This window comes from Latilactobacillus sakei (genome assembly GCA_002953655.1).
Taxonomy (GTDB): domain Bacteria; phylum Bacillota; class Bacilli; order Lactobacillales; family Lactobacillaceae; genus Latilactobacillus; species Latilactobacillus sakei_A.
This window is the reverse complement of the sequence record CP025839.1, coordinates 39279-58050: the sequence shown is the minus strand read 5'-3', so window position 1 is coordinate 58050 and position 18772 is coordinate 39279. Positions and strand designations below refer to the sequence as shown.

Here is an 18772-nt window from a genome sequence, read left to right as displayed (position 1 = left end):
AAAGGATTTACGATTATGTTTAATAAACTCAAATACATTCTCCCAATCGTCATGACGGCTATTTTAGGCCTCAGCGCCCACAGCGTTTTTGCCGACAGTAATACTTGGGATAAACCCGTCGCCACACTCGGAACAAGTCTTTCAAGTACGCAAAAATCAGAAACCCTCTCGACCCTTCAAAACGCCGCTAACATCACCGATTCTGATGAATTAACGGTCACCGGTTCGACCCTCGTGAAATATCTTGATCAAAATCAACAAACTTTTAACGCGAATTCCAACGTTTATTCTAGTGCGTTGATTCAAAAGAATAACAGCAATACCGGGATTAATGTTAAAATTATCGATTTTAATGGTAAGAACAATATCACAACAATTACGGCGAACCAATATAAAAATGCGGCATTAACCGCCGGTGTTACAAACGCAACCATCTATGTTACTTCCGCCGTTCCAATTGACGGTTCCGGTGCGCTCGCCGGTGTTTACGCTGCTTTTGCAGAAAATGGCGAAAGCTTAAATCAATCACAAGTCACCGCCGCCCAAGATGAAATGAGTACCCTCAGCGATATTACCCAGGCCAACAAAGGGACTGACGGCTACACTGATTCACAGCTCAATAACGCCGTGACCGGCGCAAAAAAAGACATGGCTAACAAAGGTGATAACCTAACCGTTAACCAAATTACCAATATCGTTAATAACCAATTGGAACAAAATAACCTCACAACGATTATCAATAATAACCAAAAAACACAAATCATCAACTTACTCGTTAAAATTCAAGATTCTGGTGCGCTTAAATCCGATGATTTTAAGAACCAAGCCGGTAAATTAATGGACAACATTCAAAGTAACGCTAAGAATGTCTTCGACAAATTAAACACTGAAAGTAACCGCAACTTTATTCAAAAACTATTCGATAGTATTGGCAACTTCTTTAAAAACCTATTTGGCTAATGGTTAATGCCACACAAAAACGCCTGACGAACTAATTCGTCAGGCGTTTTTTGATTGCTTATTTAGTGGTTGCTTTTACGGCAACTGTATCAGCTTGGACTGATTGACCCATATTATTGAATTTCATGTAAGCAACTGCTGGCATGTTTGTAATAATTACCATCATCGCTGTTTGCTTACCAGCGGCAACGATTTGATCAAGATCAACGGTTGCCAATAAGTCACCATGCTTGATTGTTTGGCCTGCTTCAACAGCGACTTCAAAAGGTGCGCCATTTAATTCAACCGTATCAATCCCCATGTGCACCAAGACTTCTAAACCATTAGTCGTCTTAATCCCAATCGCATGTTTGGTTGGGAAAACTGTCATCACAGTCCCATCAACTGGTGCGACAATCTTGCCGTCAGTTGGCACAACTGCATAACCGTCACCTAACATCTTTTGTGCAAAAGTTGGATCATCAACATTTTCAATATCAATCAATTCACCGTTGGCAACTGCGTAAAAGACATCTGTCTCACCGGAGTTGATATCACTATCAACAGGGGCTTCAACTGGTGCAGCAGCTGGTTCTGGTGCGCTGGTTGCGATTGGTGTGTTGTGGTTATAAAGTTCTTTCAAGGCATCAGCGACAAATTGGACTTCTGTCCCAATAATAATTTGAATATTGGTTTTGTCTAAGACGTTAATCCCAGCAGCCCCAGCGGCCTTAATAGCCGGTTGGTTAACGTTGGCCGTATCTTCTAATTGTAGACGCAAACGTGTCGTACAGTTATCAATTACTTTGATATTGTCTTTGCCACCGATTGCAGCGTAGATCCGTTTGGCTTGGACCATAAACTTGTCGTCAGTAGCGTCTGTTTCAACACCAGCAGGATCTTCATCAACCACATCTTCTGCTTCGCGACCTGGTGTCATCAAGTTGAATTTCTTGATGGCAAAGTTGAAACCGAAGTAGTAAATAACGGCCATGACTAACCCTTCAACTAATAACATCAATGGTTGGTTAGCAACTGGGTTTTTCAAACTTAAAACATAATCGACTAAACCAGCACTAAATGCAAAACCGGCTGTCCAATGGAAGAAAGCAGCAACGGCTAGTGAAATTCCTGTGAATACTGCATGCAAGACATAAAGTGGCCATGCCACAAACATGAATGAGAATTCAAGTGGTTCTGTGACCCCTGTAAAGAATGACGCAAAGCCAGCCGCTAACATCAATGAAGCTGTTGCTTTACGACGTTCTGGACGAGCATTCTTGTAAATTGCGTAGGCCCCAGCAGGTAACCCAAACATCATGACTGGGAAGAAACCAGCTTGGTACATCCCTGTCTTACCAATTACGGCTGTTCCGGCAGCAAGTGATTTCGCACCGCCCAAGAAATTACCGATATCATTAATATTAGCAACATCAAACCAGAATACTGAATTCAAGGCGTGGTGTAAGCCGGTTGGAATCAATAACCGGTTGAAGAAACCGTATAAACCGGCACCAACCCAGCCTAATTTAGAAATTGCTTCCCCAAATGATACTAAAACAGTAAAGACCGCTGGCCAAACAAAGTATAAGATTGCTGAAACAACCATCATTGCTGTTGCGGCCATAATTGGCACCAAACGTTTTCCACTAAAGAAGGAAAGCGCCATTGGCAACTTCACATTGTGGAAACGATTATACATTGCAGCTGCAATTAAACCGGCGATAATCCCGATTAAAACATTACCTTCGATTTTACCAAAGGCTGGGTTTACCTTAGCAATATCTGATAAACCTTGCATCGCTTGAATTGAAGCAGGTGCTAAAATGGTCTTAGGGACTAAGAAAGCAACTAAACCGGCAAGTGCGGCCGCCCCATCTTGATCCTTAGACATCCCTAGGGCTAGCCCAACGGCAAATAATAATGGCAAGTTATTTAAAATTGCGCCGCCACCAGCTGCTAGGAAAATTGTAAAGACGTTTGCATTTGAATCGCCATTGCCAACCCAGTTAGCAATCCCCATCAAAATTGCGGCTGCCGGTAATACAGCAACGGGCAACATTAATGAACGACCCATTCGTTGTAAGTAATTCTTCATAAGTTATCCTCCACTCATTCATTTATTTCGTTAACAATATTAAATCATTAATATAAACGATAAGCAAGCGCTTAATAGTTGGTATAGACCTTTAAAACTAAGGAGTAAAGCGGTTTCTTAATTCAAAAATATTTTGGTCTATACCGTATAATAGTGTTAATTATTATCCAAAAATTAAAACGGTTGCAAAAATAACGATTTGCCGTATACTGAAGGTACAATTTAATCGCTTTGCACTAGGGGTGTTCTTAGAAGAACTGAGATAGGTTTGTACAACCTGATCCCTTTGAACCTGTAAGTTCAGACTTGCGTAGGAAAGTGCCTTTCTCTATTAAACCAACACCACTTTTCTATGCATTCGTGCATCTAAAAGTGGTTTTTTTGATTTTAAGGGAGGTTATTTGCATGTCAAACACACTGTTAGATCAGATAAAACAAGCTAACCCGATTATCACCAACGTCGCAAACGGCGTCACGGTCGATCAAGTCGCCAATGTTCAAAATATTATTGGTGCGTCCCCAATTATGTCCAGTGATCCTGAAGAAGCCCCTGAAATGGTCACCATTGCTCAGGCACTCAGCATCAATATCGGAACGCTATCCGCTGGGCCCATTCACCAAATGAAGGCTTTAATGGCTGAAGCTTATCGCCAAAATAAACCAGTCGTCATCGATCCAGTCGCAGTTGGTTCAATTCATTATCGTCAGAAAATTATCAATGAACTCTTAGCACTGGGGACCCCCAAAATTATCCGCGGAAATGCAGGCGAGATTGCTTATCTAGCTGGTTTAGACTGGCAGGCGAATGGTATTGATGCCGGTACCGGCGAAATTGACCTCGTCCAAGTGGCCCAAACAGCTGCTAGAAAACAGCAAACAACCATCTTACTTTCCGGTCCAATCGATATCATCACTGATGGTCAACACACAACTAAAGTTGCCAATGGCACGCCACTTTTCCAGGTCCACGTCGGCTCTGGTGATATGCTAACTGGTCTTTGCGCCGCGTTTGTCGCCGTCAGTCCTGACAATCCCTATCAGGCTGCTATCGAAGCCGCAACGACCTTTGCCGTTGCTGGGCAATTAGTTGCCGAATCAATGCCAACGCCTTTACCCGGTTCTTTTTACCCGCAATTATTAGACCGTTTATTTAACATTACAGCAACTGACATTCAAAACCATGCACAAGTCACGGAGGTTTTAACTCATGAATAATTTTCCACAAGCATTAACAATCGCCGGTTCAGATAGTGGCGGCGGCGCCGGTATGCAAGCCGACATTAAAACCATCCAAGAACGCCACGTCTTTGCCACCAACGTGGTCGTCGCAATCACGGCCCAAAATACGCTTGGCGTCCAAGATAGCTTCCCATTACCGCTCGAACTAGTCACTAAACAGTTTGAATCGCTCGCAGCCGATTTTAAGATCCGCGCTTGTAAAACCGGTATGCTCGCCGATGCTGAGCACGTCGCCGTCGTTGCCCAAAACCTCCGGCGCTTCGACTTTGGGCCTTTAACACTCGATCCGGTTATGATTGCAAAAGGTGGTGCTTCTCTACTAGCGGATACCGCCATTGACACTTTGCGGTCAGAACTCTTACCTTTGGCAACGGTCTTAACGCCTAACCTACCCGAGGCAGAAGTGTTAACTGGTCGAAAAATTCAAACAACTGCCGATTTTAAAAGCGCCGCCACGCAACTGCAAAAAATGGGCGCTAAAAATATCATTATTAAAGGGGGCCATCTCGATAACCATAACCAAGCCTGTGATTACGTTCTCTACGCTGACGGTAGTGACGACTGGTTAAACACACCACGAATTGCGACCGTTCGCACCCACGGCACCGGTGACACCTTCTCGGCTTGTTTAACCGCCGAACTTGCTAAACAAGTTCCCCTCAAAAAAGCCATTCAGATTAGTAAAGCCTTCATTCAAGCGGCCATTGCCAACCCAATTGCGGTCGGCCACGGTCACGGCCCTACAAATCATTGGGCTTATCAGGAGGTTAACCATGCCTAATATTGCCCAGGAAATACTCCAAACTTATTTAGTGGCTGGTACACAAGATACCGGTCGTAAAAACTTTCTCCCGGTACTTGAACAGGCTTTACAGGCCGGAATTACTTGTTTCCAATTCAGAGATAAGGGGCCTAATAGCTTACCAACTGACGCAATGCGGTACGAATACGCCCAAAAAGCACAAGCACTTTGTCACACTTATCACGTACCGTTTATTATCGATGATCGCTTAGAATTAGCTTTAGATTTGCAAGCAGACGGACTCCACGTTGGGCAATCCGATCATCCTTGGCCTAAAATTGAAGTCGCCAAACAACACGGACTAATTACCGGACTATCCTGTCATACCGCTCAAGAAATTCTGAACAGTCATCAACAAGCAACGCTTGATTATATTGGTGTAGGCCCCATCTTTCCGACGAATTCTAAGGAAGATGCCAAAACACCACTCGGTTTAGCACAACTCAAGGCATTCGTAAAACTTAGCCAATTACCGGTCGTTGCAATTGGCGGCATCAGTTTAAAAAATTGCCAGCAAATTGCGGAAACCGGTGTCGCGGGGGCAGCTGTGATTTCCGCCATTACACAAGCTAAAAATATCCCCCAAGCAGTCCAAACGTTAAACCAATTTTGGCAGATCTCAGAAGGGAATAATCATGAAAGTTAATCATAATCAATTTCTACTCTGGTTTGGGGCGGCCATTTCAATTGCGGAAATCATCACGGGAACCCTCATTGCGCCCCTGGGGATCGTCAAAGGCAGTCTCGCCATTATCATCGGTCATCTAATTGGGGCCTTTTTATTGCTATTACCGGCTAGTTTTCTCGGTGGCACGCGCCATCAAAACGCAATCGAATTGACGGCCCCGATTTACGGCAAAGCCGGTTTTATCCTCTTTGCGATTTTAAACGTCATTCAATTAGTTGGTTGGACGGGGATTATGATTGCTAATGCCGCCCAAGCGATGCAGCAGCTTAAACTGACCCAGCTCAGCTATCTGATGAATGCCATCATCGTGACTGGCTTAATTATTTTTTGGTTGGCAATTAAAACCCAGTTCTTTTTCAAACTGAATAACACCATCGTATTGTTCTTAGTGTTTGCTTGTCTGGGCCTTTTTTGGCAACTTAGCCAATTTACTGGTCCCGCCACTCATCTGAGTACCAATTCACTGAGCTTCGGGGCTGCCATTGAGCTCAGTATTGCAATGGCGCTTTCGTGGTTACCGCTAATTGCCGATTATACTAAGGATTCAAAAAAGCCACTAGCACTCTCGTTATGGAGTACTAGCGGCTACTTTCTTGGTAGTCTAATGATGTTTTTCTTAGGCTTTTTAACGGTTATTGTAACTGGCTATGCTGATTTTAATCAATTTTTAGCAACCAGTCGCTTCGGCTTTTTAATTTTATTTATCATCATCTTCTCGACCATTACGACAACCTTTTTGGATGCCTATTCTGCTGGTGTTAATCTCAAAAACCTGTTCCCTAAAATACGTTATTCAGAAAATATATTGGGCATCCTCGTCACACTGATTGGATTGGGCTTAATTGCGAATCACCAACTCTTCAAATACGAATTCTTTCTCACGCTAATAAGTGCAGCCTTCACACCGCTCTATACGATTGTTTTCTTCAATTATTGCTACCGCCGATTACCAATTGCCATCAATTTTAGTGGTTGGCTTTTAGGGGCAATTGCCTATTATGGCTTGCAGCACTTTGATTTTCCACTGGGAACAACCGTCCTTTTGATGATCTGTCTCTGGTTAATTTTATACTGTCTCGCTCAAGTTGTAGGCCATCGAAAAATTAGTCATTAGCGATTTCTGAAAAGTACTGTTCTTTTTCGCGGGCCCAATAATCCTCTTCGGCTTGATCAATTGGTCGTAATACACGGCAGGGATTCCCCACTGCAACGACATTATCGGGAATATCTTTCGTGACCACTGAGCCGGAACCAATCACAACATTATTGCCAATCGTCACCCCCGGATTAACGACCGTATTACCACCAATCCAAACATCATTACCAATTGTGATTCGTTTGCCATATTCTAAATCATCACGCCGGCCTTGTGCTGAGATAGGGTGACCGGCGGTGTATAGACCAACTCGAGGGCCAAAGAAAACATTATCCCCGATCGTGACTGGCGCGACATCAATAATAATACAATCATAGTTCATATAAACGCGCTGACCAATTGTCGTCTGACACCCATAATCCGTGCGAAACGGTGGTTCAATATATAAATCAGCGCCACTTTGAGCGAATAATTGTTGCGTTAATTCGCGGCGGTAAGCCTGTTGTTCCTCCGTTGTTTGGTTAAAAAGACGGGTTAAAACCCGGGCCCGTTTCATATCTGCTCGCAGTTCTGCATCATTCGCGCGGTAAATCTGGCCATTAATCATTCGTTCTTTTTCCGTCATTCAAAATCCCCCATTTCCAATGAAAGAGGCCGGGACAAAAGTAATTTTGTCTCCGGCCTCTTTTTGATTTCCAAACTTTGACACTCGACATTAATGCGCAAAGCTAAACCATTTCAAACGCACTTTTTCTTAATCGTGCTTTTTGAAAATGTCTTCTGCGCTTAGCGTCACTCGTTAAACGTACTTTTTTAATTTACCAAATCGTGACGCGTTTATCCGGTGCTAAATACATCTTATCGGCAGATTGAACATCAAAAGTAGTGTAGAAATCCGCTAGATTTTGAACTTGGACGTTGGCCCGTAGTGCATTTGGTGCGTGGACATCGATATTTAATAGTAATTGTTGATATTGTTGTGTGGCTTTCATTCGCCAAATCGTGGCCCAGTTAACGAAGAAGGCTTCCAAATCAACATCATCTTCGCCCTTAGCTGCTTCGAGCGCACAGCTTAAGCCACCAGCATCCGCGATATTTTCCGAAACGGTTAGTTTGCCATTCACCTTTTGATCAGCAAATGCTAGACCATCAAATTCGGCAATCATTTCCTGTGATAAAGCCTTAAAATGATCTAAATCAGTTGCTTGCCACCAATTATGCAAGTTCCCAAATTCATCGAACTGCGCACCATTATTATCAAAAGCATGTGAAATTTCGTGGGCAATGACCGCGCCAATCCCACCGTAATTAGCACTACTGCTTTGTTGCAAACTATAAAATGGGGCTTGTAGAATAGCTGCTGGGAACACAATCACGTTTTTAGAAGGTGAGTAGTAGGCGTTGACCGTCGCCGCACCCATTTCCCATTTTGCACGATCAACTGGTTGCGTCAACTTAGCAAAGTTTTCCGTTTCAATCGTCCGAATAAAATCAGCCGTATTTTCAAATAACGTGCCGTCATCGGCTTGTGGGACGGTCACCAATTTTTCAAAGATGGGTGCAATCTTTTCAGGATAGCCAACATGAATCCCTAAATGATTGAGCTTCACAATCGCTTTTTCTCGGGTTTCTGCGGTTAACCAATCATTTTGTTCGAGACGGCTTTGATAAACACCAATCATCTTTTTCACCATGGCTTCGACATCCGCCTTAGCGGTTGCCCCAAAATAGCGGCGACCATAGTAATCCCCAACGACTTGGTTAAACATGCCAAGGGCTAAGTAATAGGCACTCTTTTGTTGCGGTTTTGCTTCCTTGCTACCGGATAATGCGCGACTATAAATCGAGCTAATTTGGCGCATTTCTTCGTTCAAGTAGCCACTCCAATCACGAATAGTCATCACGAGTAACCATGCCTTAAATTGGTCAAAATGATCATCATTCACCAACTGATTGAGCTGTTCAAAATAAGCTGGTTCAGTCACGATAATTTTATCAGGTTGCACTGGTAAAATGCGGCTGAAGAGCTTTTGGAAATCAATCGTTTGTTGTTGTGCGATAAAATCACTTAGTGGTTTAGGATTATACAACTTTGCATAATCCGCAGCTTCTTCGGCGCTCTTCACAAATGGTGCCAGCGAGCGGTCAAAAGCCAACGCGTCTTTAACTGTCTTAGTCGCGACAACCGGCGCAAAGCCGACCTTTTGTAATAGTTGGACCATCATGTCGGTAAAGACTGCTAATAATTGTTCAGCACTTTGGTTACCATCCTCGTAGTACGTTTTATCAGGTAAGATTAAGCTCCCCGCTTCAGCGTATAAAGCGTGGTGCGCTGTATCTTTCATATCAGCATCCACTGATAATCCAAACGGTGTTGGTAACCCTGATAATACCCAGTCCGCCAAGCCTTGGTTATATTCCGCCAAATTATTAATCGAACGGACCCGTGCGATGAACGGTAAAATCGGATTAATCCCGAGTTCATCCCGTGTTTTAAAGTCGGCCGCTAGGGCATAATAATCTAAAAAGTGTTGTAATAAAGCATTATCCGTTTGTTTAAGTTGCTTAAAATCGGTCATTAATTGTTGATCGATCTCATCCACCAGGGCCACAAAGCCACCGGTTGCTGGTTTATCAGCTGGAATTTCGGCCGTTTTTAACCATTCCTGATTCACTGCCGCATAAAAATCATCTTGCATTCGAACGTTTGTCATTGTCATCCTCCTCAATCAGATTCTAATTCAATTCTACCATTGATGCCCCTCTTTTCGGTAGTCTAAGCGCTTTAATTATTGACGACTAACAACTTAATTCAATAAAAACATTGACCATATCGCTAATCGGTTATACAATGTACCGGTACAAAGTTATACAAAGTAGGTGAGCCATTTGAATAATAAATTAACAGAAATGCTTAAAGGGGTGCTTGAAGGACTCGTTTTAGAAATCATTAGTCATCGCGAAACGTATGGTTACGAGATCACGCAAACCCTAAATCAGTTGGGATTCAATGATGTCGTTGAAGGGACAGTCTATACCATTCTTTTGCGCCTTGAAAAAAATCAACTCGTCAACGTTGAAAAAAAGCCATCCTCAAAAGGACCAGCTCGTAAATTCTACACTTTAAATATCGCTGGGACACAGGCCCTAGCTGACTTTTGGCAACGCTGGTTGTTTCTAACCGATAAAATGACCACCATTAAAGCCCAGTTGGAGGAACAATCATAATGGATACTTTATTAAAACTACTCGGTGTTTCTAAAAATCACCGCCAAGAAAAGGCGGATTACCAAGCCTTCAAGAAGCGGATTACTCAATTACCGCCAGATTATCAATTTGTTTTTAAACAGATTGAACGTTACTTATGGGAATTCTCAGATTACGCGGGTACTAACATGCTTGCCGCCTTGCAAGAGTTATTAGTGATGTTTGAAGATGGTGTTGCTAATCAACAAAATGTCTTCAGTATTACCGGCAATGATGTTGGTGCATTTGCCAATGATATTGTCCGCGAAGTAGCCAATACTTGGCTTGCAACCCGCCAAGACAAACTCAATCAAAAAATTAATCATTATCGACAACAGCACTAAAAAAAACGGAATTGAGACAAAAATAAATTTTGTCCTAATTCCGTTTTTTTTAGCTAACTCTTTATAACCAAATTAGGTTCTCATAGTTGCTATTCTCACCTTTTTATTTTTGTTTTTCCGCCTTCAGCATTGTAAATGACCGCATAAATGAGCGTATCACGCCTTTGTCTGAATAAACCAAAATGTTCATACGATAGATAATCAGCGCCAAGTAGGTAAGGCCAATCAATGTGATAATCGCTAAGCCAAGACCCAGCGTGGCGGCGGTCGCACTTAAATCGCCGCTAGCAAAACGCACCGGTAACATAATTTGTGAAAAGAGCGGTACATAGCTCAGGACTTTTAAAAAGCCGATATCCGAGCGCGTCGTTAAGATGAACCCGCACATGTAACTAATCGTACTGAGAATCAACAGCGGTGAAATGGCTTGTTGGACTTGATCCATTCGCGAAACAACCGATCCGAGCATTGCTGCAATCACCGTATAGAGTAAAACCCCGACAATTAGAAAACTAATCGCATACCAAACCGGTGGCGTCCAGAGGTTGGGCCCGACTTGTTTTAAAATTGCCGATAATGGTAATTGTTGTTTTAAATAGTGATAACCCGCCACTCCAATTAGGATGTAAAAGACAATCTGGGTTAAAACTAATGCTAAGACTGCGGCAATTTTAGCAAAGAATTGGGTGGTCGCCGAGACACTCGAGAGAATGATTTCCATAATGCGCGAGCCTTTTTCAGTCGCAATTTCTTGTGCGATAATCCCCGCGTAATTAACGATGAAGACAAACATTAAGACGGTAATCGCTAATGAAATCCCTTCACCAACTTGTTTTTGATTGGCCTGATCAATTTTTGGTTGGCCCGCTTCAAACTGAACGGTCACCGATTTAATGGTCATCGGTGTCGTTAACTTTTGAATTTGGTCCGCTGGGACATTCGCTTGCCGCGCAAGGGTTACAATATTCATTTCATTGAGTTGATTTTGAATCCCACTCGGATCAAAATCACGGCTATCCTGTCGTTCGAAATATTGACTATTACCTTGTTGAATAACTAAATAACCATCGATTTTTTCTTGTTTTAATGCCTGAGCGGCTTGCGGTTGCGTCTTAATTTGCGGATCGATGACATAATCTTGCCCTCTCATTTGTTGCAAGGCTGCTTGTTCAGCCGGTTGTTGACTGAGCACCGCAATCTTGGCTGGTTCAGCAGATTGATCCATCAGTTTGCCAACCCCTAAGATGACCCCCAATAGAATAATTGGCATGATAATCATGATGATATAGGCCGGGCTTTTAATATTTTTAAAGAAAACCTGTTTAAAAATAATTTTAAATTTAGTCATGTTGCTCCCCCACTTTCAATCTAAATATTTCGTCTAAACTAGGGGCTTGTTGACTAAATTCCGGTATGTAGCCCGCTTGTGTCGCACGCTCGAAAATCACTTTGCCAACCGCTTCGTCAGCTAGGGTTAATTCAAACTGATGTCCGTGACGTGTTACACGTGAAACACCATCAATTTGTTCCAATTCAGATTGTGTTAGGGGGGACTCTAAGAAAAGTTTGGTGCGGCCGAACTGCGCCCGTACTTCGTCGACACTTCCGGATAACACGACTTGCCCGTTACGCAACATGACAATTCGATCACTAATCTTGGCAACATTGGTCATATCATGACTTGAAAAAATGATTGCCGAGCCTTGCGACTTCAACCATAAAATACCATCTTCTAATAAACCTGCATTTACAGGATCCAATCCACTGAATGGTTCATCCAAAATAATGAGCGCTGGTTTATGAATTAAGGTCGCAATCAGTTGTACCTTTTGTTGATTACCCTTAGATAAATCCTTAATCTTATCGGTACGTTGGCCCTTAACAGCAAAGCGTGCTAACCACTCGTCAATCTGTGGTTTAATTTCCGCCGCAGTTCGGCCGCGCAATTGTGCAAAATATAAAATTTGCTGTTCCACGGTCATCTTAGGATAAAGACCCCGTTCTTCTGGCAAGTAACCTAATTGATCGTAATCACGACTGGTAAATGCATGGCCCTGCCACAAAATCGTCCCGCTATCTGGTGTTAAAAAATTCAATATCATTCTAAAAGTGGTCGTCTTGCCAGCCCCGTTTTGCCCAATAAGCCCCAATATTTCGCCAGGTTGAACGGTAAACGATACATCATCAACAGCTTTCATCGCCCCAAAACTTTTTTCAAGATGCGTTAACGTTAGCATATTAATGCCTCCTCAACATTTATTAACTACTTTAACTATACAATATCCCTCACGAAAACGCATTATTATTATTGACCACAAAAAAAGAGTCACCAACTAAAATCGGTGACTCTGAAATACTCATTATTGAATTTCAATTTGGCTGGTAGCTTGTGTATCTTCCGCCATTTTTGGTAAAACTAATTGTAAAACACCGTTATCGTATTTTGCGCTAATCGCTTGGCGATCAACTTCTGGTAAATAATATTGACGGCTGAAGCGACCGTAGTGACGTTCACTTTGAATTAAGTTTCCTTCTGAGTCACTATGATCGTTAAAGCTATCTCGTTTTGCACTAATTTTTAACGTATTATTTTGATAATCAACGTGAATGTCTTGTTTTTCAAGTCCAGGTAAGTCAACTGTTAATTGATAATCCTTGTCAGTTTCCTTCACATCGGTCTTCAACAGGTTGTCAGTTTCAGGTGACATTGCAAAGAATTGTTTGCCGAAGTTCTTGAAAAAGTCATCCCCTACCAAGCTATCTAACCAATCTTGACGACGATCCATTAATTCGTTTGCCATCTCTAAAACTTCCTTTCTTTATCTTGATTACAATTCTATTTTAACGTGTTAGTCGCTTATTGCAAGTATTTAGCACTCAATTGTAGCGAGTGCCAAAAACGGATAATTAATCACCCTCGTTTAGTATTTTAATTCCCGCCTTAAGCGTTTTATGCTATACTTAAGGTTCCAAAAATATTCGGAGGTCGATTCATATGAAAATTGTTGTCTTAGCGGGCGGTCGTAGTACTGAACGTAACGTTTCACTAACGTCCGGACACAAGATTACCCACGCACTACAAACCAAGGGCCATGAAGTAGCCTTTGTTGATCTTTTCTTAGGGAATGAATTAAAAGACGGTGCCACAATTGACTCGCTTTATTCATCTGACCCAGTTGAAAAAGATTACGATATTGATGATGAAGTCTTAACAGATGATGCCATCAATAAACTTCGCCAAGACGGTTCAACCCAACTATTTGGTCCGAATGTCTTAGAGATTTGTAAAACTGCTGATATCGTGTTCCTCGCACTACATGGTGGCGATGGTGAAAACGGTAAAGTCCAAGCGGTTCTCGATGTCTTTGAAATTCCTTATACTGGTAGTGATACATTAGCCGCTGGTATTACGATGAGCAAAAAGGTTTCTAAAGAAATCTTACTTTTCAACAATATCCCAACAGCTCGTTTCGTGGCTGCTTATCGCCAGCAACCAATGCCAGAAGTCCCATTTGATTACCCAGTAGTCGTTAAACCAAGTAATGGCGGTTCGAGTGTCGGAACACATATCGTCCACAACGAAGCTGAATTAAAACCAGCGGTTGAAGATGCCTTACGTTTTGACAATGAAGCCTTGATTGAAGAATTCATCAAGGGCCGCGAATTTTCACTTGGTGTGATTAATGGCCAGCCATTACCGGCCATTGAAATTGAAGTTAATGACGGTTGGTATGACTTTGAACACAAATTCGTAACCGGTAATACAACGAAATTCGTCACACCACCTAATAACTTACCAGACGACGTTCACGAAGCCATGAAACAAATGGCCCTCGATGCTATGCACGCACTTGGTTTAACCAACTATGCGCGTATCGACTTCTTCTGGAGTCCTGAAAATGGCTTACACGTCATCGAAGGTAATACATTACCTGGTATGACCCCATTGTCATTGATTCCACAAGAAGCTGAAGTCCTCGGTATTAGCTACCCTGATTTATGTGAAATGATTGTGAATGGTAAATTAGCTTTACTTAATGAAAAATAATCAGTGTACAAAAAAAACGATAATCCCAAAGGCTTATCGTTTTTTTTATATCCTTAAGCACTAACAGTACCCCCACTTAATACTAATCATTCCTCTTTAGGAACTACGACTCAAAGAAGATTAGAATCGGTACGTCTAGCTGATCGTGTAGCAACTGAATTTCCTTGACGGTAAACGGAATTTTACCGCGAATCTTACGGTTAGCAGTTGTTAACGTTTTATTTAAAACATCAGCGACTTCCTGTTGTTTGATGTCATGACTCTTTAAATACCCTGATAACACAAAAAGTTTTTCTGCCAAATTTGGCACCCCCAAATGAATATTCTCAAACTTTGCTCCACATTAGGAATATTACGTCATCTAGATAAACTTGTCAATTAACGATTTTGTACGAAAGTGTTAACTTTTTAGCGTATTTTGTCATATACTTAATACTATAGTTTTTATTGCGAGTAAGAAGGTGAATTTAATGTTTGGACAACTATTACATGATAAGCGGGTTTCACGGAATCTTACGATGCGGCAGCTAGCCGATTTATTAACGCAAAAATACAATATTAAGGTCAGTAGCTCCATGATTTTCCGCTGGGAAAAAGGCGCTGCCCCTTCATTAAAAGCGTTGTTCATCATCGCGACTGAATTACAAGTTGATCTCAATCAACTCGCTGTCATCATTGCCGACAGTAACTTAACCCGCCCCGAATCTCTTTCATAAATCAGTAGTACGCTAAACTAATCAAAAAGGACCCGGCTTAATACCGCGTCCTTTTTTCGTTATTTCGTTTTAATCGTTTTAACCCCTAAGACATCCAAGAAGAACGTGAAAATTGGTAACCCAACAATTAAGCCCCACGTACCTAAGAACCGTTCCGCCACAAAGAGGACGACAAAAGTGAAGAAAATTGGTAGTTGTGTCTTGCTCGACATAAAACGCGGATTCAAGACGTAAGCTTCCAAGGCGTGAATGACGGTAATCATCACCAGAATGTAAACCACATACTGCACGCCACCCACTGAAAAGGCAATGATACATAACGGAATACATGATAAAATGACGCCCGCGACTGGTACCATCGACAATAGGAATATCATAATGGCCAAACTCGGAATATTAGGCATCTTCATCACCGTTAACGTCACTGTCGTTAAAAGCGTGTTGACAACTGCGATAAAAATTTGAGCCTCAATGACCACCCCAAAAGTATTCACAAATTTTTTAGCAAAATAAGCAATATCCTGGAAAAGCCAGCCATACGTACTCTTCAAAAAGAGATGCCCAAATTGTGGTAGCTTATCTAGTTCAATCGTGTAGAAGAAACTGAGGATAAATGACAAGACAATCGTGACGCCCATCGTACCAATCCCAGTAATATAGTTAACCAAGGTTGAAACACCGTGTTTTAACTGATCGGTCAAATTAAATTGCTTCATGTATTGGCTGATTAGCTGCATAAATTTATTGGCATCAAACGATGGACTCTGGTAAAAATTATAGACACTTTCACCTAATTTAATCGTTTGTTTCGCAATTTGGGGAACGTAAATGGTCACCCCTAAATACACCAGTAAAATTACTAAAATATACAGCGGTACGACCACCGCTGCTGGCGGTATCCGCACATAACGTTGGATGTGGCGCACCAATTGGGTTACTAAAAAAGTGAAAATGAACGTTAATAAAATAATATTCATCATCGAACGTACTGCGAAAATAACGCCAATCATGCCCATTAAAACGACTAGGCGCCGTAATTGTTGATTCGCTACAAAGCGTTGGTATAAAGTCACTCGTTTTCCTCCCTGTTTAAAAACATATCATCATTTTACAACACTTCACGTCAATTGAATAATGAAAAACCTAACCTTACATAAGTGTTATGACTTACATAATTTTTAAAATAAACGTATACTGGTTTGGTATTAAAAAATTTTTCCTAGAAAGGATTTTCGGAATGTTAGAAAAAACTTTTTATAAGAAACTACTACAACACTCTTTTGATTTTCCAGTCGCTGTCCACTTTTGGGATGGTAGTACTGACGTCTACGGAACCGGAGAGCCTGAAATAGCAATTACTTTTAAAAAACTCATCCCCATCAAATCATTAACCAGCAACGCTTCATTAGCCTTAGGGGAAGCCTATATGGCAGGCGATATCGAGGTCACAGGCAAAGGTGACGCCCCCCTTCAAAAACTACTAACGGCTGCTTACAATAGCTCAGAGAGTTTTATGCGCAATCACAGTTACATTCACTTCTTACCTAAACAATCACATTCAGAAAAAGCTAGCAAAAAAGATATCCAAAGTCACTACGACTTGGGTAATGATTTCTACCAACTTTGGCTAGATAAAACCATGACTTATTCTTGTGCTTATTTTGAACAACCAACCGATGATTTGGAAACTGCTCAAATCAATAAGGTTCACCATATTTTACAAAAGCTCAACCCACAACCTAATCGGACATTGCTCGATATTGGCTGTGGCTGGGGGACATTGATGTTAACCGCTGCTAAGGAGTATCACTTAAAAGTGGTCGGCATTACTTTAAGCCAAGAACAATATAATTTTGTTCAACAACGAATTAATGAAGAAGGGCTCGGTGACGTTGCGTCTGTTGAACTCGTCGATTATCGTGAATTAAAACACGCCCCATTTGATTACATTACAAGTGTCGGTATGTTTGAACATGTTGGTCAAGAAAACTTGGCTGAATACTTCAAAGATGTTGCCGACTACTTAACAGACGATGGCGTCGCCCTGATTCACGGCATTACGCGTCAACAAGGGGGCGCCAAAAACGCCTGGATCAACAAGTATATCTTCCCCGGTGGTTATGTGCCAGGCTTGGTTGAAAATACGCAACACATTGTCGATGCCGGCTTACAAATTGCTGACATGGAACCTTTACGTCGCCACTATCAAAAGACGTTGGAAATTTGGGATGCCAATTTCAACGCACACCGTGATGAAATCCAACAACAAACGAGTCTTGAATTCGTGAGAATGTGGGATCTTTATCTCCAAGCTTGTGCCTCATCTTTTGAATCTGGTAATATCGATGTCATTCAATACCTCGTTTCTAAAGGTGCTAGTGCCCGTGACTTACCAATGACCCGCGCTTATATGTATAATATCTAAAATAAAAGTGTGTGCTATAAGCACGCTTTACTTAATCAAAAAGTCGCTATGAACAATTGCTTGTTCATAGCGACTTTTTTAGTCTTCAGTTATTTTTTTAAAAGTGCTTCAGCTTTAGTCCGAACTTCTGAATCGCTCATGCTGAGGTAAGGTTTCATTGCGGCAACGGTTTGATCCGTATTGTGACCATTTGATTCCATATAGTGGTCCCATAATGCGTCTCTCACGATTGTTGCATCGTCGCTCCAGTCAAATGCCTCTGACATCTTCATATCTAAAACCAATGTTGCTGTACCTACTGCCATTGCAAAAGCCTCCTAAATATTTCTTATTACACTTTCTATATTAGTCCCTTTTTCAAAAAGTGTACCAAAATACGCACTTTTATTTTTAGAGAAGGTTCGCAAGGCCCATCATAATCACTTGACTACTCATCACAAGTAATAACAAGTGCACGATAATTTCAAATAAGATGACCGTGTAAAATTGATCAAAGCCCGCCATTGGTTGCCGGATTAAACTGACAACAATTGCCATGTTCAACCAGAGATAACTCAACACCAGTAAGATGACAACTAACCACAGCGCCATCAAACCAGCCATAAAAGTAACCAACAAGGCCGCCATCGTTAGCAGTAAGACGAAGCTCCCGTAAGCACTGATTTCAGTTAAATAGCGGTCAAAGCGCAAATTTTTTTGTTTTAAAAGATACCGTTTTAATAAGTACCCAGTCCCCACTAAAACCAATAATCCACCCAATTGAATCAAGAACAAACGTAATTCAAGCGGCCATAGTGCTACTGGTTGCCGTAAAATCACTTGGGTCCCAGTAACACCGGCCACGGCCCCCACTTGTTCAGACCAGCCCGCCATCAATAAACTAATCGTCGCCGTATTAAGTAACAATAAGATGATAAAGGTTATCCAGCCAAATTGCGGATTAACCCACCGCCAAGGTGTTTGTAGTGGTTGGCGCCAACTCGCCTGTAAAAATTGGTGATACTTGAGTTGGGTTGTTTCTGTTTGGGTCGTCTCGTGATTGATTGCAGCCGCACCGCAATTTGGACACTGGTGCAGTTTACGACCGTATTTAATATGACATTGTGGACATTCTACCATAGTCTTGCCTCC

General features: G+C 41.8%; 20 protein-coding genes and 1 riboswitch. Of the genes, 10 read left to right on the top strand and 10 right to left on the bottom strand.

Annotated elements, in window-relative coordinates; translation table 11 throughout:
- The first annotated feature begins 15 nt into the window (after window positions 1–15).
- Window positions 16–960, top strand: a complete 945-nt coding sequence (locus tag C0213_00300) for a DUF1002 domain-containing protein (GenBank protein AUX10945.1) — start codon at window positions 16–18, stop codon at window positions 958–960.
- Between the two features lie 58 nt (window positions 961–1018).
- On the opposite strand, the gene C0213_00295 is transcribed toward C0213_00300, so the two are convergent.
- Window positions 1019–3037, bottom strand: coding sequence for a PTS N-acetylglucosamine transporter subunit IIABC (locus C0213_00295; GenBank protein ID AUX10944.1), 2019 nt, complete (start codon window positions 3035–3037; stop codon window positions 1019–1021).
- A 228-nt stretch (window positions 3038–3265) separates the two neighbouring features.
- Window positions 3266–3371: riboswitch (TPP riboswitch) on the top strand.
- A gap of 71 nt (window positions 3372–3442) precedes the next feature.
- Here C0213_00295 and C0213_00290 point away from each other — a divergent pair.
- Genes C0213_00290 through C0213_00275 form a run of 4 tightly spaced genes read left to right on the top strand, consistent with a single transcriptional unit; the run spans window position 3443 to window position 6880 of the window.
- Entirely contained in the window at window positions 3443–4252 is an 810-nt protein-coding gene (locus C0213_00290; GenBank protein AUX10943.1) for a hydroxyethylthiazole kinase, read from the top strand.
- The gene (gene thiD / locus C0213_00285; protein ID AUX10942.1) at window positions 4245–5057 is read left to right on the top strand and encodes a bifunctional hydroxymethylpyrimidine kinase/phosphomethylpyrimidine kinase; all 813 of its coding nucleotides are present in this window, start codon (window positions 4245–4247) and stop codon (window positions 5055–5057) included. Before C0213_00290 ends, thiD begins: the two co-directional genes overlap by 8 nt.
- Window positions 5050–5724, top strand: a complete 675-nt coding sequence (locus tag C0213_00280; GenBank protein ID AUX10941.1) for a thiamine phosphate synthase — start codon at window positions 5050–5052, stop codon at window positions 5722–5724. Before thiD ends, C0213_00280 begins: the two co-directional genes overlap by 8 nt.
- Window positions 5714–6880: a putative hydroxymethylpyrimidine transporter CytX gene (locus C0213_00275; protein AUX10940.1), complete on the top strand. Its 1167-nt coding sequence runs from the start codon at window positions 5714–5716 to the stop codon at window positions 6878–6880. The genes C0213_00280 and C0213_00275 overlap by 11 nt, the downstream gene beginning before the upstream one ends.
- Here C0213_00275 and C0213_00270 read toward each other — a convergent pair.
- Together C0213_00270 and C0213_00265 are read right to left on the bottom strand one after the other, a co-directional pair.
- Window positions 6870–7487, bottom strand: a complete 618-nt coding sequence (locus tag C0213_00270; protein ID AUX10939.1) for a maltose acetyltransferase — start codon at window positions 7485–7487, stop codon at window positions 6870–6872. The genes C0213_00275 and C0213_00270 overlap by 11 nt on opposite strands.
- Before the next feature lie 193 nt (window positions 7488–7680).
- A complete protein-coding gene (locus tag C0213_00265) occupies window positions 7681–9576 on the bottom strand; it encodes a peptidase M13 (GenBank protein AUX10938.1) in 1896 nt (631 codons plus the stop codon).
- A 196-nt stretch (window positions 9577–9772) separates the two neighbouring features.
- Here C0213_00265 and C0213_00260 point away from each other — a divergent pair, with 196 nt between their 5' ends.
- Together C0213_00260 and C0213_00255 are read left to right on the top strand one after the other, a co-directional pair.
- Complete coding sequence (locus tag C0213_00260; protein ID AUX12780.1) at window positions 9773–10090, top strand: PadR family transcriptional regulator; 318 nt, start codon at window positions 9773–9775, stop codon at window positions 10088–10090.
- The gene (locus C0213_00255; protein ID AUX10937.1) at window positions 10090–10452 is read left to right on the top strand and encodes a hypothetical protein; all 363 of its coding nucleotides are present in this window, start codon (window positions 10090–10092) and stop codon (window positions 10450–10452) included. Before C0213_00260 ends, C0213_00255 begins: the two co-directional genes overlap by 1 nt.
- A 103-nt stretch (window positions 10453–10555) precedes the next feature.
- Here the strand turns inward: C0213_00255 and C0213_00250 are convergent, their stop codons facing one another.
- The 3 genes from C0213_00250 to C0213_00240 all read right to left on the bottom strand — a co-directional run bounded on the left by C0213_00250 (window position 10556) and on the right by C0213_00240 (window position 13253).
- Complete coding sequence (locus C0213_00250) at window positions 10556–11800, bottom strand: ABC transporter permease (GenBank protein ID AUX10936.1); 1245 nt, start codon at window positions 11798–11800, stop codon at window positions 10556–10558.
- Window positions 11793–12689 (bottom strand): sodium ABC transporter ATP-binding protein, encoded by an 897-nt coding sequence (locus C0213_00245; GenBank protein ID AUX10935.1) that lies wholly within the window; start codon window positions 12687–12689, stop codon window positions 11793–11795. The genes C0213_00250 and C0213_00245 overlap by 8 nt, the downstream gene beginning before the upstream one ends.
- Window positions 12690–12812: 123 nt before the next feature.
- The gene (locus tag C0213_00240) at window positions 12813–13253 is read right to left on the bottom strand and encodes an Hsp20/alpha crystallin family protein (protein AUX10934.1); all 441 of its coding nucleotides are present in this window, start codon (window positions 13251–13253) and stop codon (window positions 12813–12815) included.
- A gap of 194 nt (window positions 13254–13447) precedes the next feature.
- Here C0213_00240 and C0213_00235 point away from each other — a divergent pair, with 194 nt between their 5' ends.
- Window positions 13448–14500 carry a D-alanine--D-alanine ligase gene (locus C0213_00235; GenBank protein ID AUX10933.1) on the top strand — a complete coding sequence of 351 codons (1053 nt, stop codon included), beginning with the start codon at window positions 13448–13450 and terminating at the stop codon, window positions 14498–14500.
- A 103-nt stretch (window positions 14501–14603) separates the two neighbouring features.
- On the opposite strand, the gene C0213_00230 is transcribed toward C0213_00235, so the two are convergent.
- Complete coding sequence (locus tag C0213_00230) at window positions 14604–14801, bottom strand: hypothetical protein (GenBank protein AUX10932.1); 198 nt, start codon at window positions 14799–14801, stop codon at window positions 14604–14606.
- 169 nt (window positions 14802–14970) lie between these two features.
- On the opposite strand from C0213_00230, the gene C0213_00225 reads away from it, so the two are divergent.
- The gene (locus C0213_00225; protein ID AUX10931.1) at window positions 14971–15216 is read left to right on the top strand and encodes an XRE family transcriptional regulator; all 246 of its coding nucleotides are present in this window, start codon (window positions 14971–14973) and stop codon (window positions 15214–15216) included.
- A gap of 59 nt (window positions 15217–15275) precedes the next feature.
- Here C0213_00225 and C0213_00220 read toward each other — a convergent pair whose 3' ends face one another.
- The gene (locus tag C0213_00220) at window positions 15276–16289 is read right to left on the bottom strand and encodes an AI-2E family transporter (GenBank protein ID AUX10930.1); all 1014 of its coding nucleotides are present in this window, start codon (window positions 16287–16289) and stop codon (window positions 15276–15278) included.
- A gap of 164 nt (window positions 16290–16453) precedes the next feature.
- Here C0213_00220 and C0213_00215 point away from each other — a divergent pair, with 164 nt between their 5' ends.
- On the top strand, window positions 16454–17641 hold the full coding sequence (locus C0213_00215) for a cyclopropane-fatty-acyl-phospholipid synthase (protein ID AUX10929.1): 1188 nt from the start codon (window positions 16454–16456) through the stop codon (window positions 17639–17641).
- Between the two features lie 89 nt (window positions 17642–17730).
- On the opposite strand, the gene C0213_00210 is transcribed toward C0213_00215, so the two are convergent.
- Entirely contained in the window at window positions 17731–17946 is a 216-nt protein-coding gene (locus C0213_00210; GenBank protein ID AUX10928.1) for a hypothetical protein, read from the bottom strand.
- A gap of 85 nt (window positions 17947–18031) precedes the next feature.
- Window positions 18032–18760 (bottom strand): hypothetical protein, encoded by a 729-nt coding sequence (locus C0213_00205; protein AUX10927.1) that lies wholly within the window; start codon window positions 18758–18760, stop codon window positions 18032–18034.
- Window positions 18761–18772 lie beyond the last annotated feature (12 nt).